Origin of the sequence: Enterobacter sp. BIDMC93 (genome assembly GCF_001037805.1) — a bacterium.
GTDB classification, from domain to species: domain Bacteria; phylum Pseudomonadota; class Gammaproteobacteria; order Enterobacterales; family Enterobacteriaceae; genus Enterobacter; species Enterobacter hormaechei_C.
Genome location: NZ_KQ089962.1, coordinates 132,690 through 149,498 on the forward strand (window position 1 = coordinate 132,690; position 16,809 = coordinate 149,498).

At 56.4% G+C, this 16,809-nt stretch carries 13 protein-coding genes, 2 rRNA genes and 1 riboswitch; of the genes, 7 read left to right on the forward strand and 8 right to left on the reverse strand.

From position 1 onward, the window contains the following. Window positions 1-3: 3 nt before the first annotated feature. Together SK58_RS00580 and SK58_RS00585 are read right to left on the reverse strand one after the other, a co-directional pair. Window positions 4-2,908 (reverse strand): 23S ribosomal RNA (locus SK58_RS00580). 198 nt (window positions 2,909-3,106) lie between these two features. Then, window positions 3,107-4,648, reverse strand: a 16S ribosomal RNA gene (locus SK58_RS00585). The 16S and 23S rRNA genes sit together here, the layout of an rRNA operon. A gap of 563 nt (window positions 4,649-5,211) precedes the next feature. Here SK58_RS00585 and purH point away from each other — a divergent pair. Together purH and purD are read left to right on the forward strand one after the other, a co-directional pair. Further along, the gene (gene purH, locus SK58_RS00595; RefSeq protein ID WP_047726035.1) at window positions 5,212-6,801 is read left to right on the forward strand and encodes a bifunctional phosphoribosylaminoimidazolecarboxamide formyltransferase/IMP cyclohydrolase; all 1,590 of its coding nucleotides are present in this window, start codon (window positions 5,212-5,214) and stop codon (window positions 6,799-6,801) included. 15 nt (window positions 6,802-6,816) lie between these two features. Further along, entirely contained in the window at window positions 6,817-8,109 is a 1,293-nt protein-coding gene (gene purD / locus SK58_RS00600; RefSeq protein WP_015569963.1) for a phosphoribosylamine--glycine ligase, read from the forward strand. A 48-nt stretch (window positions 8,110-8,157) separates the two neighbouring features. Here purD and SK58_RS00605 read toward each other — a convergent pair whose 3' ends face one another. From SK58_RS00605 to nudC, 6 genes are all read right to left on the reverse strand, one after another. Then, window positions 8,158-8,850: a DUF1481 domain-containing protein gene (locus SK58_RS00605; protein ID WP_017384076.1), complete on the reverse strand. Its 693-nt coding sequence runs from the start codon at window positions 8,848-8,850 to the stop codon at window positions 8,158-8,160. A gap of 11 nt (window positions 8,851-8,861) precedes the next feature. Then, entirely contained in the window at window positions 8,862-9,134 is a 273-nt protein-coding gene (gene hupA, locus SK58_RS00610; RefSeq protein ID WP_002445246.1) for a nucleoid-associated protein HU-alpha, read from the reverse strand. Window positions 9,135-9,320: 186 nt separating this feature from the next. Beyond that, on the reverse strand, window positions 9,321-9,911 hold the full coding sequence (locus SK58_RS00615) for a YjaG family protein (protein ID WP_003862310.1): 591 nt from the start codon (window positions 9,909-9,911) through the stop codon (window positions 9,321-9,323). A gap of 41 nt (window positions 9,912-9,952) precedes the next feature. Then, window positions 9,953-10,624, reverse strand: coding sequence for a deoxyribonuclease V (gene nfi, locus SK58_RS00620; RefSeq protein ID WP_003862312.1), 672 nt, complete (start codon window positions 10,622-10,624; stop codon window positions 9,953-9,955). Window positions 10,625-10,633: 9 nt separating this feature from the next. Further along, window positions 10,634-11,698, reverse strand: coding sequence for a uroporphyrinogen decarboxylase (hemE, locus tag SK58_RS00625; RefSeq protein ID WP_022650209.1), 1,065 nt, complete (start codon window positions 11,696-11,698; stop codon window positions 10,634-10,636). A 38-nt stretch (window positions 11,699-11,736) separates the two neighbouring features. Then, entirely contained in the window at window positions 11,737-12,510 is a 774-nt protein-coding gene (gene nudC / locus SK58_RS00630) for an NAD(+) diphosphatase (protein WP_015569966.1), read from the reverse strand. A 95-nt stretch (window positions 12,511-12,605) separates the two neighbouring features. On the opposite strand from nudC, the gene SK58_RS00635 reads away from it, so the two are divergent. The 5 genes from SK58_RS00635 to thiS all read left to right on the forward strand — a co-directional run bounded on the left by SK58_RS00635 (window position 12,606) and on the right by thiS (window position 16,809). Continuing rightward, the gene (locus tag SK58_RS00635; protein WP_017384077.1) at window positions 12,606-13,103 is read left to right on the forward strand and encodes an Rsd/AlgQ family anti-sigma factor; all 498 of its coding nucleotides are present in this window, start codon (window positions 12,606-12,608) and stop codon (window positions 13,101-13,103) included. Between the two features lie 54 nt (window positions 13,104-13,157). Continuing rightward, a riboswitch (TPP riboswitch) is annotated at window positions 13,158-13,267 on the forward strand. 79 nt (window positions 13,268-13,346) lie between these two features. Then, window positions 13,347-15,242: a phosphomethylpyrimidine synthase ThiC gene (thiC, locus tag SK58_RS00640; RefSeq protein WP_032646854.1), complete on the forward strand. Its 1,896-nt coding sequence runs from the start codon at window positions 13,347-13,349 to the stop codon at window positions 15,240-15,242. Continuing rightward, on the forward strand, window positions 15,242-15,883 hold the full coding sequence (gene thiE / locus SK58_RS00645) for a thiamine phosphate synthase (RefSeq protein ID WP_048219208.1): 642 nt from the start codon (window positions 15,242-15,244) through the stop codon (window positions 15,881-15,883). The genes thiC and thiE overlap by 1 nt, the downstream gene beginning before the upstream one ends. After that, window positions 15,870-16,625, forward strand: coding sequence for a thiazole biosynthesis adenylyltransferase ThiF (gene thiF, locus SK58_RS00650; protein WP_017384080.1), 756 nt, complete (start codon window positions 15,870-15,872; stop codon window positions 16,623-16,625). Before thiE ends, thiF begins: the two co-directional genes overlap by 14 nt. Beyond that, entirely contained in the window at window positions 16,609-16,809 is a 201-nt protein-coding gene (gene thiS / locus SK58_RS00655; RefSeq protein WP_048219209.1) for a sulfur carrier protein ThiS, read from the forward strand. Before thiF ends, thiS begins: the two co-directional genes overlap by 17 nt.

Here is a 16,809-nt window from a genome sequence, read left to right on the forward strand (position 1 = left end):
TGTAAGGTTAAGCCTCACGGTTCATTAGTATCGGTTAGCTCAACGCATCGCTGCGCTTACACACCCGACCTATCAACGTCGTCGTCTTCAACGTTCCTTCAGGAGACTCAAGGTCTCAGGGAGAACTCATCTCGGGGCAAGTTTCGTGCTTAGATGCTTTCAGCACTTATCTCTTCCGCATTTAGCTACCGGGCAGTGCCATTGGCATGACAACCCGAACACCAGTGATGCGTCCACTCCGGTCCTCTCGTACTAGGAGCAGCCCCCCTCAATTCTCCAGCGCCCACGGCAGATAGGGACCGAACTGTCTCACGACGTTCTAAACCCAGCTCGCGTACCACTTTAAATGGCGAACAGCCATACCCTTGGGACCTACTTCAGCCCCAGGATGTGATGAGCCGACATCGAGGTGCCAAACACCGCCGTCGATATGAACTCTTGGGCGGTATCAGCCTGTTATCCCCGGAGTACCTTTTATCCGTTGAGCGATGGCCCTTCCATTCAGAACCACCGGATCACTATGACCTGCTTTCGCACCTGCTCGCGCCGTCACGCTCGCAGTCAAGCTGGCTTATGCCATTGCACTAACCTCCTGATGTCCGACCAGGATTAGCCAACCTTCGTGCTCCTCCGTTACTCTTTGGGAGGAGACCGCCCCAGTCAAACTACCCACCAGACACTGTCCGCAACCCGGATCACGGGTCTACGTTAGAACACCAGCCATTAAAGGGTGGTATTTCAAGGTTGGCTCCACGCAGACTGGCGTCCACGCTTCAAAGCCTCCCACCTATCCTACACATCAAGGACCAGTGTTCAGTGTCAAGCTATAGTAAAGGTTCACGGGGTCTTTCCGTCTTGCCGCGGGTACACTGCATCTTCACAGCGAGTTCAATTTCACTGAGTCTCGGGTGGAGACAGCCTGGCCATCATTACGCCATTCGTGCAGGTCGGAACTTACCCGACAAGGAATTTCGCTACCTTAGGACCGTTATAGTTACGGCCGCCGTTTACCGGGGCTTCGATCAAGAGCTTCGCCTTACAGCTAACCCCATCAATTAACCTTCCGGCACCGGGCAGGCGTCACACCGTATACGTCCACTTTCGTGTTTGCACAGTGCTGTGTTTTTAATAAACAGTTGCAGCCAGCTGGTATCTTCGACTGATTTCAGCTCCGCCCGCAGGGGCTTCACCTACACATCAGCGTGCCTTCTCCCGAAGTTACGGCACCATTTTGCCTAGTTCCTTCACCCGAGTTCTCTCAAGCGCCTTGGTATTCTCTACCTGACCACCTGTGTCGGTTTGGGGTACGATTTCGTGTTACCTGATGCTTAGAGGCTTTTCCTGGAAGCAGGGCATTTATCACTTCAGCACCGTAGTGCCTCGTCATCACACCTCAGCGTTAACAAGGTACCGGATTTACCTGGAACCTCCGCCTACATGCTTAAACCGGGACAACCGTCGCCCGGCTGACATAGCCTTCTCCGTCCCCCCTTCGCAGTAACACCAAGTACAGGAATATTAACCTGTTTCCCATCGACTACGCCTTTCGGCCTCGCCTTAGGGGTCGACTCACCCTGCCCCGATTAACGTTGGACAGGAACCCTTGGTCTTCCGGCGAGCGGGCTTTTCACCCGCTTTATCGTTACTTATGTCAGCATTCGCACTTCTGATACCTCCAGCATGCCTCACAGCACACCTTCAACGGCTTACAGAACGCTCCCCTACCCAACAACACATAGTGTCGCTGCCGCAGCTTCGGTGCATGGTTTAGCCCCGTTACATCTTCCGCGCAGGCCGACTCGACCAGTGAGCTATTACGCTTTCTTTAAATGATGGCTGCTTCTAAGCCAACATCCTGGCTGTCTGTGCCTTCCCACATCGTTTCCCACTTAACCATGACTTTGGGACCTTAGCTGGCGGTCTGGGTTGTTTCCCTCTTCACGACGGACGTTAGCACCCGCCGTGTGTCTCCCGTGATAACATTCTTCGGTATTCGTAGTTTGCATCGGGTTGGTAAGCCGGGATGGCCCCCTAGCCGAAACAGTGCTCTACCCCCGAAGATGAGTTCACGAGGCGCTACCTAAATAGCTTTCGGGGAGAACCAGCTATCTCCCGGTTTGATTGGCCTTTCACCCCCAGCCACAGGTCATCCGCTAATTTTTCAACATTAGTCGGTTCGGTCCTCCAGTTAGTGTTACCCAACCTTCAACCTGCCCATGGCTAGATCACCGGGTTTCGGGTCTATACCCTGCAACTTAACGCCCAGTTAAGACTCGGTTTCCCTTCGGCTCCCCTATACGGTTAACCTTGCTACAGAATATAAGTCGCTGACCCATTATACAAAAGGTACGCAGTCACCCCATAAAGAGGCTCCCACTGCTTGTACGTACACGGTTTCAGGTTCTTTTTCACTCCCCTCGCCGGGGTTCTTTTCGCCTTTCCCTCACGGTACTGGTTCACTATCGGTCAGTCAGGAGTATTTAGCCTTGGAGGATGGTCCCCCCATATTCAGACAGGATACCACGTGTCCCGCCCTACTCTTCGAGTTCACAGCATGTGTGCTTTCGTGTACGGGACTATCACCCTGTACCGTCGGACTTTCCAGACCGTTCCACTAACACACAAGCTGATTCAGACTCCGGGCTGCTCCCCGTTCGCTCGCCGCTACTGGGGGAATCTCGGTTGATTTCTTTTCCTCGGGGTACTTAGATGTTTCAGTTCCCCCGGTTCGCCTCGTTAACCTATGTATTCAGTTAACGATAGTGTGACGAATCACACTGGGTTTCCCCATTCGGACATCGCCGGGTCAAGGGTTCATATCACCTCGCCGGCGCTTTTCGCAGATTAGCACGTCCTTCATCGCCTCTGACTGCCAGGGCATCCACCGTGTACGCTTAGTCGCTTAACCTCACAACCCGAAGATGTTTCACTTCTGATTGCGAAAATTTGAGAGACTCGAACACACATGAGCTGTGTGTCGTTTCAATTTTCAGCTTGATCCAGATTTTTAAAGAGCAAAACTTCTTAATGCACTCGAAAGTACATTCAGAAGTTCATCATTCATCAGACAATCTGTGTGAGCACTACAAAGGCAGGTTCTTTAAGGTAAGGAGGTGATCCAACCGCAGGTTCCCCTACGGTTACCTTGTTACGACTTCACCCCAGTCATGAATCACAAAGTGGTAAGCGCCCTCCCGAAGGTTAAGCTACCTACTTCTTTTGCAACCCACTCCCATGGTGTGACGGGCGGTGTGTACAAGGCCCGGGAACGTATTCACCGTGGCATTCTGATCCACGATTACTAGCGATTCCGACTTCATGGAGTCGAGTTGCAGACTCCAATCCGGACTACGACGCACTTTATGAGGTCCGCTTGCTCTCGCGAGGTCGCTTCTCTTTGTATGCGCCATTGTAGCACGTGTGTAGCCCTACTCGTAAGGGCCATGATGACTTGACGTCATCCCCACCTTCCTCCAGTTTATCACTGGCAGTCTCCTTTGAGTTCCCGGCCGGACCGCTGGCAACAAAGGATAAGGGTTGCGCTCGTTGCGGGACTTAACCCAACATTTCACAACACGAGCTGACGACAGCCATGCAGCACCTGTCTCAGAGTTCCCGAAGGCACCAATCCATCTCTGGAAAGTTCTCTGGATGTCAAGAGTAGGTAAGGTTCTTCGCGTTGCATCGAATTAAACCACATGCTCCACCGCTTGTGCGGGCCCCCGTCAATTCATTTGAGTTTTAACCTTGCGGCCGTACTCCCCAGGCGGTCGACTTAACGCGTTAGCTCCGGAAGCCACGCCTCAAGGGCACAACCTCCAAGTCGACATCGTTTACGGCGTGGACTACCAGGGTATCTAATCCTGTTTGCTCCCCACGCTTTCGCACCTGAGCGTCAGTCTTTGTCCAGGGGGCCGCCTTCGCCACCGGTATTCCTCCAGATCTCTACGCATTTCACCGCTACACCTGGAATTCTACCCCCCTCTACAAGACTCTAGCCTGCCAGTTTCGAATGCAGTTCCCAGGTTGAGCCCGGGGATTTCACATCCGACTTGACAGACCGCCTGCGTGCGCTTTACGCCCAGTAATTCCGATTAACGCTTGCACCCTCCGTATTACCGCGGCTGCTGGCACGGAGTTAGCCGGTGCTTCTTCTGCGGGTAACGTCAATCGACAAGGTTATTAACCTTATCGCCTTCCTCCCCGCTGAAAGTACTTTACAACCCGAAGGCCTTCTTCATACACGCGGCATGGCTGCATCAGGCTTGCGCCCATTGTGCAATATTCCCCACTGCTGCCTCCCGTAGGAGTCTGGACCGTGTCTCAGTTCCAGTGTGGCTGGTCATCCTCTCAGACCAGCTAGGGATCGTCGCCTAGGTGAGCCGTTACCCCACCTACTAGCTAATCCCATCTGGGCACATCCGATGGCAAGAGGCCCGAAGGTCCCCCTCTTTGGTCTTGCGACGTTATGCGGTATTAGCTACCGTTTCCAGTAGTTATCCCCCTCCATCAGGCAGTTTCCCAGACATTACTCACCCGTCCGCCACTCGTCAGCGAAGCAGCAAGCTGCTTCCTGTTACCGTTCGACTTGCATGTGTTAGGCCTGCCGCCAGCGTTCAATCTGAGCCATGATCAAACTCTTCAATTTAAAAGTTTGATGCTCAATGAATTAAACTTCGTAATGAATTACGTGTTCACTCGTTGAGACTTGGTATTCATTTAGTGTCCGAAGACATTAAGAATCCATGTCACTTTGAGTGCCCACACAGATTGTCTGATAAATTGTTAAAGAGCAGTGCAACGCGGCTTTCGCTCACCGTTGCGAGGTGGCGTATATTACGCTTTCCTCTTTCAGAGTCAACCCGTTATTTCAGGATTTTTTCTCTTCAACCGACCCGGTTGTTTGTGAAGTGATTCACATGTTCCGTGTCGATGGAGGCGCATTATAGGGAGTTCTCCGCAGGCCGCAACCGCTAAATGACAGAAAAATGACTGACTGCTGCATTCCACAGCAAAACCCCGCCTTATACCTTTTTACGCACAGACTTATCCACAATGATACGAAAAAGTAAAAATGTGCGAGCGTTGCGCAAACGTTTTCGTTAAAATGCTCGCGCTTCACAAGGATGCCTCGTCAGGTGTGTTAGATGAGTTTTTCACAGGAAAATTCATCTAACGCTCTCTGTAATCGTGAAATCCAGGGGATTTACCATGCAACAACGTCGTCCAGTCCGCCGCGCTCTGCTCAGTGTTTCTGATAAAGCCGGTATCGTCGAATTCGCTCAGGCACTTTCTGCACGTGGCGTAGAGCTGCTTTCTACAGGCGGTACCGCTCGCCTGTTAGCAGATAAAGGTCTGCCGGTAACCGAAGTGTCCGATTACACCGGTTTCCCGGAAATGATGGATGGACGCGTCAAAACCCTGCATCCGAAAGTGCACGGCGGTATTCTGGGCCGTCGCGGTCAGGACGACGGCATTATGGAGCAGCACAATATTGCCCCCATCGACATGGTGGTTGTTAACCTCTACCCGTTCGCCCAGACCGTTGCCCGCGAAGGCTGTTCTCTGGAAGACGCTGTTGAGAATATCGACATCGGCGGCCCGACCATGGTGCGCTCCGCAGCCAAGAACCATAAAGATGTGGCCATCGTGGTAAAGAGCAGTGACTACAACACCATTATTAATGAGATGGATGCCAACGAAGGGTCCCTGACGCTTGAAACGCGTTTCGATCTCGCCATCAAAGCCTTCGAGCATACCGCCGCCTACGACAGCATGATCGCCAACTATTTCGGTAGCCTGGTACCTGCCTACCACGGTGAAAGCAAAGATCCATCTGGCCGCTTCCCGCGCACGCTGAACCTGAACTTCATTAAGAAGCAGGATATGCGTTACGGTGAGAACAGCCACCAGCAGGCTGCCTTCTATATAGAAGAAGAGGTAAAAGAAGCCTCTGTAGCGACTGCCCAGCAGGTTCAGGGCAAAGCGCTCTCCTATAACAACATTGCCGATACCGACGCCGCGCTGGAATGCGTGAAAGAGTTCAGCGAGCCAGCCTGCGTTATCGTCAAGCACGCCAACCCATGCGGCGTTGCGGTAAGTGCGTCTATTCTGGAAGCTTACGATCGCGCCTACAAAACCGACCCGACCTCCGCGTTCGGCGGCATTATCGCCTTCAACCGCGAGCTGGATGCGGAAACCGCGCAGGCCATCATCTCCCGTCAGTTTGTCGAAGTGATCATCGCGCCATCAGCATCCGAAGAGGCGCTGAAAATCACCGCGGCGAAACAGAACGTGCGCGTACTGGTTTGCGGCCAGTGGGCAGAGCGCGTTCCAGGCCTGGACTTCAAGCGCGTGAACGGCGGGCTGCTGGTTCAGGACCGCGATCTGGGTATGGTGGGCGAAGCCGATCTGCGTGTCGTCACCAAACGTCAGCCAACCGAGCAGGAACTGCGTGACGCGCTGTTCTGCTGGAAAGTGGCGAAGTTCGTGAAATCCAACGCCATCGTCTACGCCAAAGAGAACATGACCATCGGAATAGGCGCAGGCCAGATGAGCCGCGTTTACTCTGCGAAAATCGCGGGTATTAAAGCAGGTGACGAAGGTCTGGAAGTCAAAGGTTCCGCCATGGCCTCTGACGCCTTCTTCCCGTTCCGCGACGGTATCGATGCGGCCGCTGCTGTGGGCATCACCTGTGTGATACAGCCTGGCGGTTCAATCCGTGATGACGAAGTGATTGCCGCTGCCGACGAGCATGGCATCGCAATGATCTTCACCGACATGCGCCACTTCCGCCATTAATTCCCGGAGCAGAAAATGAAAGTATTAGTGATTGGTAACGGCGGGCGCGAGCACGCCCTGGCGTGGAAAGCAGCGCAGTCTCCGCAGGTTGAAACCGTCTTTGTGGCACCGGGTAACGCCGGGACCGCGCTGGAGCCCGCACTACAGAACGTCGCCATCGGCGTAACCGACATCCCGGCGCTGCTGAGCTTTGCCCAAAACGAGAATATCGATCTGACGATTGTTGGCCCGGAAGCACCGCTGGTGATCGGCGTTGTAGATGCCTTCCGCGCCGCGGGCCTGAAAATTTTCGGCCCAACGGAAGGGGCTGCGCAGCTGGAAGGCTCAAAAGCCTTCACCAAAGATTTTCTCGCGCGTCATAACATCCCGACGGCGGAATATCAGAACTTCACCGAGGTAGAGCCTGCTCTGGCTTACCTGCGTGAAAAAGGCGCGCCCATCGTGATCAAAGCCGACGGCCTGGCTGCCGGGAAAGGCGTTATCGTGGCGATGACCCTCGAAGAAGCGGAAGCCGCCGTGCAGGATATGCTGGCGGGTAACGCCTTTGGCGACGCGGGCCACCGCATCGTGATTGAAGAGTTCCTCGACGGCGAAGAAGCGAGCTTTATCGTGATGGTTGACGGCGAGCACGTTCTGCCGATGGCGACCAGCCAGGATCACAAGCGCGTAGGCAATGCCGACACGGGGCCAAACACCGGCGGGATGGGAGCTTACTCCCCTGCTCCGGTGGTCACTGACGAAGTACACCAGCGCACCATGGACCGCATCATCTGGCCAACCGTGAAGGGGATGGCTGCGGAAGGCAATACCTACACCGGTTTCCTTTACGCAGGCCTGATGATCGACAAGCAGGGTAACCCGAAGGTGATTGAATTCAACTGCCGCTTCGGCGATCCGGAAACCCAGCCGATCATGCTGCGCATGAAGTCCGATCTGGTTGATCTGTGTCTGGCGGCGTGCGAAGGCAAGCTGGACGAGAAAACTTCCGAGTGGGACGAGCGTGCCTCTTTAGGTGTGGTGATTGCTGCGGGTGGCTATCCGGGTAGCTACAACACCGGAGATGAGATCCACGGCCTGCCGCTGGAAGAGATTGACGGTGCGAAGGTGTTCCACGCCGGTACAAAGCTCTCTGACGACGACCGCGTGCTCACCAACGGCGGTCGCGTGCTGTGTGCGACCGCGCTGGGCCAGACCGTGGCAGAGGCGCAGAAGCGCGCCTATGCGCTGATGGCGGATATTCACTGGAATGGCAGCTTCAGCCGCCAGGATATCGGCTATCGTGCCATTGCGCGGGAGCAGGGAGAGTAATTTCACACCCTCACCCTAACCCTCTCCCACAGGGAGAGGGGATTTACGTCAGAAACTCTTCTCTGTCGGCTGCCAGGTGCAGAAATCTTCATTCGCCACCAGCAACAGCTGAGAGCCTTCCGGCGCTTCCAGCCATGCCACACTCACCTCCACAGATGAATGCCGCTGACGACGCTGAATGTGTTCGGTTGCCCAGGATTCAAGCTCAGGCTTCACCGTCTGCCCTTCGCAGGTGGTCACCGTGCCGTCGGCATGCCAGCGCCCCTGGCGCAGCACCACGCGGCCCTGACGCAGCGCATCGCTGGTCTGGCGGAGTTGTTCAGCACGGTAGCGGTAGAGAGCGACCTGATCGCTGGAAAGCTGCTGTTTCAGTCCACTGACCTCATGCTGCATAAAGCTCAGCTCGCCGTGGTCGTCGAAACGCACCTTCACGTGTTCGGGAGTCTTACTGTAGATATTCAGTTCAATGAGCGACAGCGCATCGCCCTGCCAGCGGTATTCTGCGGTCGAGGTGTTGCCGTTATGCCACGGGCTGAATGCGGTGAGCATATGGACTTCATCGCTGGAATCTTTGCGCCAGATCCTGACCGCACCCTGGTTGTCAGCATAGCCGCTGGCGGTAAACGGGGGGAGTGAGGAATCATGGCTACAGGCAGACAGCAACAGTACGCCTGCCAGCGCGAGCGTTCCACGCCAGAATGACAAAAGGGGCGTTGCCGCCCCTTCGTTAAAACTGTTCACTGCCACGCGTCTTACTTAACTGCGTCTTTCAGTGCTTTACCAGAAACAAATGCCGGCACGTTAGCTGCGGCGATTTTGATTTCTTTACCGGTCTGCGGGTTGCGGCCAGTACGCTCAGCGCGGTGGTTCACTTTGAAGGTACCGAAACCAACCAGTTGTACAGCATCGCCTTCTTTCAGAGACTCAGTAATAGCAGCCAGGGTAGATTCCAGAGCAGCTTTAGCCTGCACTTTAGACAGATCAGCCTTGTCCGCAATTACATCAATCAGTTGAGTCTTGTTCATAAGTTATCCTTTCAATGTGTTTATCGCTTGCTAAGCATCGAGTGCGACGAAAATGCCAAAAAAGCACTCTCCTGCATACACGCACCGATAGCCACTTTTTTTCGCCCCCCAAATGTAGACCAGACGGGGGGCGAAAGGGAAGAGTCGAGGAGTGACAAAACAGGCGTTAAATCACGTTTTGTTGTCTCATTGGTTAAAAATTATACCAATATTGCTCTCACCGGCCTCGCGAAGGTCCGCGCGAAGCCCTTTGATCAGCTCAATATCACGTTCTTCACACTCCGCCAGCAGACGGAAAATTTCCCACTGAATATCCCATTCCTGTTCAACCGCCGGGTTAGCACGCAGCTCCTCGTCGGTCATTTCACGGCCTTCCTGGGTCATTTCCAGCATCGCAACGGTGGTAATGGATGCCTTACTGACTTCAATGGCGTGTTCCAGGGTTTCACCGCTCAGACGGGAGTGGATCAGCTCGCTCAACGCCACACAGGCATCAATGGCCGGGTAGACGCCATACAGATCGAAATCATCCGCAGCCGGAATAGCCTCTTCCAGCTTTTCGAGCTGAGAGTCAAAATTTACCTTCGCATCTTTGACCGTCAGCGTCTCCCAGATTAAATCCAGGATACGACGATAAATCTGGCCTTCGCCAAACGCCGTCTGCTTGCAGAACGCGGCATAGTTGGGATACATGCGCTCGCACAGGCAAGCCATAAACGTCACGTGCTGCCAGCTTTCCAGCTTCTCAAGGCGCAGATGAATCGGGTTTTGTAACATGATGATGTCTCGAATCGAAAATTAGCCGCAGTTTACCTGAATCACGGCTGAATTTCCTGCCAACGAATGAATGCCGGACGTGAAGAGGCCACGGCGTCAGCCCAGCGGGTTGGCTCCGGTAAACGGTAGCCCTTCATACAGCGTTGCACCCACGCCAGTGCGCTATCCATGCTGACCCGATGCCCGGTGGCGATAAACAACGGGTTGCAGCGCGCTTTACTGCGCCAGACCCACGCCAGCTGCTCGCCTTTATGGATAAGCGGCGCCAGTGCGCCCGGTTCGGCAGAGAGCGGCTCAAACGCGCCGCACAGGCGTTTTTTCGCCACGCCGATGGTCGGCACGTCCACCAGCAGACCAAAGTGGCTGGCGACACCTAAGCGACGCGGATGGGAGATACCATGCCCATCAACAAACAGCAGATCGGGTTTTTGCGAGAGTTGCTCCCACGCGGCCAGCAGCGCGGGATATTCGCGGAAGGAGAGAAAGCCGGGGATATAGGGCATGGTGGTGGCGATACGCGCCACCTTGTACTCCACCAGCTCCAGCGAAGGGTATTTCAGCACCACCATCGCCGCTCGCGTCACTTCACCGCCCTGCTCAAACCCGACGTCCGCCCCGCCAATGTACCGCGGAGGGTCCGTATCCAGACGATCCTCGCGGATCACTGATGAAGCCAGTTCGATTTGCTGAGCGCGTAGCGACGCGAGATCCATAACCACTCCTTACTTATGATACTGGGCAGAAAGCCGATGCACCGCCTCCACAAATACGCCAGCGTGTTCTGGCGGTACATCCTGATGAATACCGTGACCGAGGTTGAAGACGTGGCCTTCGCCCTGGCCGAAACCAGACAGTATAGTCGACACTTCTTCTTCGATACGGGCAGGCTGCGCATAGAGCATGGACGGATCCATGTTGCCCTGGAGCGCCACTTTGTCCCCCACGCGACGGCGCGCATCGGCAATATCGGTGGTCCAGTCGAGGCCCAGCGCGTCGCAGCCGGTGGCCGCCATCGCTTCCAGCCACTGACCGCCGCCTTTGGTAAACAGCGTCACCGGCACGCGACGGCCTTCGTTTTCACGCAGCAGGCCATCGACAATTTTGTGCATGTAGTACAGGGAGAACTGCTGATAATCACGTCCGGTCAGCACGCCGCCCCAGGTGTCGAAAATCATCACCGACTGCGCGCCCGCTTTAATCTGCGCGTTGAGATAGAGCGTGACGCTCTTCGCCAGCTTGTCGAGCAGGGCATGCAGGGCCAGCGGCTCGGCGTACATCATCTTTTTGATGACGGTAAAGGCTTTGCTGCTGCCGCCTTCCACCATGTAGGTGGCCAGCGTCCACGGACTACCGGAGAAGCCAATCAGCGGCACGTCGCCTTTCAGTTCGCGGCGAATGGTGCGCACGGCGTTCATCACATAGCCCAGCTCGCCTTCAGGATCGGGGATCGGCAGCTTATCAACGTCGGCTTTGCTTTTGATCGGAGAGGTAAAACGCGGGCCTTCTCCGGTTTCGAAATAGAGCCCAAGGCCCATCGCATCCGGAATGGTGAGAATGTCCGAAAAAAGAATGGCGGCATCGAGCGGGAAGCGGCGCAGCGGCTGGAGCGTCACTTCACAGGCCAGCTCGGCGTTTTTGCACAGCGACATAAAATCGCCTGCCTGCGCGCGCGTGGCTTTGTACTCTGGCAGATAGCGTCCCGCCTGGCGCATCATCCACACCGGGGTGACATCAACGGGCTGGCGCAGCAGCGCACGCAGATAACGATCGTTCTTCAGTTCGGTCATTTTGCAGTTCCTTATTGCGTCAGTCCGTCAGTGTAACACTACTCATACTCGGCCCGACACATTGCCACGGTATCTTCTATCAGGCGACGCGCCACCGTTCCCGGTGGGGGCAGCAGCGGTAAATCGTCGTAGCGATACCAGTTCGCCTCCAGCAGCTCTTTCTGATCGATAACAATCTCGCCGCTGTCGTATTCCGCCATAAACGCGGTCATCAGGGACATCGGGAACGGCCACGGCTGCGACGTCACATAGCGCAGGTTTTTCACCTTAATGCCGCTCTCCTCCATCACCTCGCGCGCCACCGCCTGTTCCAGCGTTTCGCCGACTTCCACGAACCCGGCGAGGACGGTGTGAATGCCGTTGCGATGGCGGGTATGCTGCGCCAGCAGGATGGAATCATCACGGCGGATGGCGACAATGATGCACGGTGCGATTTGCGGGTAGTAGCGTTCACGGCAGTGGCCGCAGAGCATTGCCCACTCGGTTTTGCTCGGGTGCATGGTGTGGCCGCAGTAGCCGCAGTATTTGTGCGAGCGGTAAAACTCCGCCAGCTGCACGCCGCGCCCCGCCAGCTGGAACAGGCCGACATCCCGATCCAACACCTGACGAACGGATCCCATATCCTGACGACGAGCCTGTTGGATCAACCATACCGGATCGCCCTGCCACTCGCCGATCCGCAGCGCCGGTTGGCCGACGAGATCGAAGATGTCTGCCGCACCGTAGGGTATCTCCCCACCGGGCAGCCATAATTTTTGTTCGTGACTGACGATCCACCAACCCAGATCTGATTTTTCAATAATACGATCCATATCTATTGCACTACCTTCGCTTCACTGACATGTTGTTAGCATTATGGTTACATTTTGGATAAGCAGATCCCATTCTAAACCTTATGGAGTCGACCATGTTAAACCAGCTGGAAAGCCTGACTGAGCGCGTTGGAGGAAGTAACACCCTGGTGGATCGCTGGCTACATGTGCGCAAGCATCTACTCGTGGCGTATTACAATCTGGTTGGTCTTAAGCCTGGCAAAGAATCCTTTATGCGGCTGAATGAAAAAGCGCTGGACGACTTCTGTCAGAGCCTGGTCGACTACCTTTCCGACGGCCATTTCAACCTTTATGAACGCATTATCCGCGAAATGGAAGGGACAACGCCGTATTTAGCGGCCAGCAAACTCTGTCCGCTGCTGGAAGCCAACACCCAGCAGATCATGGACTACTACGATTCCACGCTAGAGAACGCTATCGATCACGATAACTATCTTGAGTTTCAGCAGGCGCTTTCCGACCTTGGCGAAGCGCTGGAAGAGCGATTCACGCTGGAAGACAAGCTCATCGCCCTCGTGCTGGACAACAACCTGAATATCAGCACCAGCGATAACGTTGCGCGCCCTGCTTGAGTTCTTAATCGTTAACGAGTAATTTACAACCATTCGCCCCTCTCACGAGGGGGATTTTTCTTGTCGGAGTGCCCAGTGTGAAAGCACGGGCTGAGACCGTTAATTCGGGATCCGCGGAACCTGATCAGGTTAATACCTGCGAAGGGAACAAGAGTCACACTGCTGTTGTATCGCCCCTGAGGCGATCTTCTCTTGCTTCATCCGTCGTCTGACAAGCCATGTCCTTCACATCTGGAATGAGCTATGTCTACAACAAAACTGACCCGCCGCGAACAGCGCGAACACGCACAACGCTTCATCGACACCCTGGAAGGCACCGCTTTCCCGAACTCAACGCGCATCTACATCACCGGTTCACAGGCTGATATCCGCGTGCCGATGCGCGAAATCCAGCTCAGCCCGACGCTTATCGGCGGCAGCAAAGAAAACCCGCAGTTTGAAGACAACGAAGCCGTGCCGGTGTATGACACCTCCGGCCCGTACGGCGACCCTTCTGTTGCTATCAACGTACAGCAGGGTCTGGCAAAACTGCGCCAGCCGTGGATTGACGCCCGTAACGACTGCGAAGAACTGCGCGTGCGCAGCTCGGCGTATACCAACGCGCGCCTGGCCGACGACGGTCTGGACGAGCTGCGCTTTACCGGCCTGCTGACGCCGAAACGCGCTAAAGCGGGCAAATGCGTCACCCAGCTGCACTACGCGCGCCAGGGTATCGTCACGCCGGAGATGGAGTTCATCGCCATCCGCGAAAACATGGGCCGCGAGCGCATCCGCAGCGAAGTGCTGCGCCACCAGCATCCTGGTGAAGGGTTTGGCGCTCGCCTGCCGGAAAACATCACGCCGGAATTTGTGCGTGACGAAGTGGCCGCCGGGCGCGCCATTATCCCCGCCAACATCAACCACCCGGAATCCGAGCCGATGATTATCGGCCGCAACTTCCTGGTGAAGGTCAACGCCAACATCGGCAACTCAGCGGTGACGTCATCCATCGAAGAAGAGGTGGAAAAGCTGGTCTGGTCGACGCGCTGGGGCGCGGACACGGTGATGGACCTTTCCACGGGCCGCTATATTCACGAAACCCGCGAGTGGATCCTGCGTAACAGCCCGGTGCCGATTGGCACCGTCCCGATTTATCAGGCGCTGGAGAAGGTCAACGGCATCGCCGAAAACCTCACCTGGGAAGCGTTCCGCGACACGCTGCTGGAGCAGGCCGAGCAGGGCGTGGACTACTTCACCATCCACGCGGGCGTGCTGCTGCGCTACGTGCCGATGACGGCGAAACGTCTGACCGGTATCGTCTCACGCGGCGGTTCGATTATGGCTAAATGGTGCCTTTCCCATCATCAGGAAAACTTCCTCTACGAGCACTTCCGCGAAATCTGCGAGATCTGCGCCGCGTACGATGTCTCCCTGTCGCTGGGCGACGGCCTGCGTCCTGGCTCCATCCGCGATGCTAACGACGAGGCGCAGTTTGCCGAGCTGCACACGCTGGGCGAGCTGACCAAAATCGCCTGGGAGTACGACGTGCAGGTGATGATTGAAGGCCCGGGCCATGTGCCGATGCAGATGATCCGTCGCAACATGACCGAGGAGCTGGAGCACTGCCACGAAGCACCGTTCTACACCCTGGGGCCGTTGACCACCGATATTGCGCCGGGCTACGACCACTTCACGTCAGGCATTGGCGCGGCGATGATCGGCTGGTTCGGCTGCGCCATGCTCTGCTACGTGACGCCGAAAGAGCACCTCGGGCTGCCAAACAAAGAGGACGTGAAGCAGGGGCTGATCACCTACAAGATTGCCGCCCACGCGGCGGATCTGGCGAAAGGCCATCCGGGCGCGCAAATTCGCGACAACGCCATGTCCAAAGCGCGCTTTGAATTCCGCTGGGAAGACCAGTTTAACCTGGCCCTCGATCCGTTCACCGCCCGCGCCTATCACGACGAAACCCTGCCGCAGGAATCGGGCAAAGTTGCGCACTTCTGCTCCATGTGCGGACCTAAATTCTGCTCGATGAAGATCAGCCAGGAAGTACGCGATTACGCCGCCGCGCAGACCATTGAAGTCGGCATGGCGGACATGTCGGAAACCTTCCGCGCGAAAGGCGGCGAAATCTACCTCAAAAAAGAGGAGGCATAATGTACCAGCCTGATTTCCCCCCTGTCCCCTTCCGCTTAGGGCTTTACCCGGTGGTGGACAGCGTGGCGTGGATCGCTCGCCTGCTGGAGGCAGGCGTTCGCACGATCCAGCTACGCATTAAGGATAAACGCGATGAAGAGGTGGAGGCCGACGTGATCGCCGCTATCGCGCTGGGACGTCGCTACCACGCCCGCCTGTTTATCAACGACTACTGGCGGCTGGCGGTTAAACACCAGGCGTACGGCGTGCATCTGGGACAGGAAGATCTGGAAACGACCGATCTCAACGCGATCCGTGACGCCGGTCTGCGGCTGGGCGTTTCTACCCACGATGATATGGAGATCGACGTGGCGCTGGCGGCCCGCCCCTCTTACATCGCGCTCGGGCACGTTTTCCCAACGCAAACCAAACAGATGCCGTCCGCTCCACAGGGTTTGACGCAGCTGGCGGCCCACGTTAAGCGCCTTGCCGATTACCCCACCGTCGCCATCGGCGGGATCAGCCTTGAACGTGCGCCCGCGGTGCTGGAGACCGGCGTCGGCAGTATCGCCGTCGTCAGCGCTATCACCCAGGCGGCAGACTGGCAGGCCGCCACCGCGCAGCTTTTACAACTGGCAGGAGCAGGTGATGAAAGATCGTGATTTTATGCGTTACAGCCGCCAGATCCTGCTGGAGGATATCGCCATCGAGGGGCAGCAAAAGCTGCTCGCCAGCCGGGTACTGATTGTCGGTCTGGGCGGATTAGGCACCCCCGCCGCGCTGTATCTGGCCGGCGCGGGCGTGGGCACGCTGGTGCTGGCCGATGACGACGAGGTACATCTCAGCAATCTGCAACGGCAAATTCTCTTTACGACAGAAGATATCAACCAGCCTAAAGCGCACGTTACGCGCCAGCGGCTGAACCAGCTTAACCCCGATATCGAACTGGTCGCACTCCAGACGCGGCTGAGCGGGGAAGATCTGCAACGCGAAGTGGCCCTTGCCGACGTGGTGCTGGACTGTACGGACAATATGGCGACACGTCAGGCCATCAACGCGGCCTGTGTTGCGCAGAACACGCCGCTGATCACCGCCAGCGCGGTCGGTTTCGGTGGGCAAATAATGGTGCTTACGCCGCCGTGGGCACAGGGCTGCTACCGCTGCCTGTGGCCGGACGAGGCTGAACCGGAGCGTAACTGCCGCACGGCAGGCATTCTGGGCCCGGTGGTGGGCGTGATGGGTACTCTTCAGGCGCTGGAGGCCATCAAGTTGCTCAGCGGCATGGAGACAGAACGCAACACGCTGCGGCTGTTCGACGCCCGCTCCAGCGGCTGGCGTCATCTGGCGTTAAACCGTGCCAGCCACTGCCCGGTATGCGGAGGCCGCAATGCGCATTCTTTTTAACGATGAGCCGATGACGTGCGACGACGATCTCACCGTTGCCGCCCTGCTCGACATGCTGCGCCAGCTGAAGCCGGGAACGGCGCTGGCGCTCAATCAACAGATCCTGCCGCGCGAGCGGTGGGAACATCAGCAGGTCAATGAGGGCGACCAGATCCTGCTGTTTCAGGTTATCACAGGGGGCTGA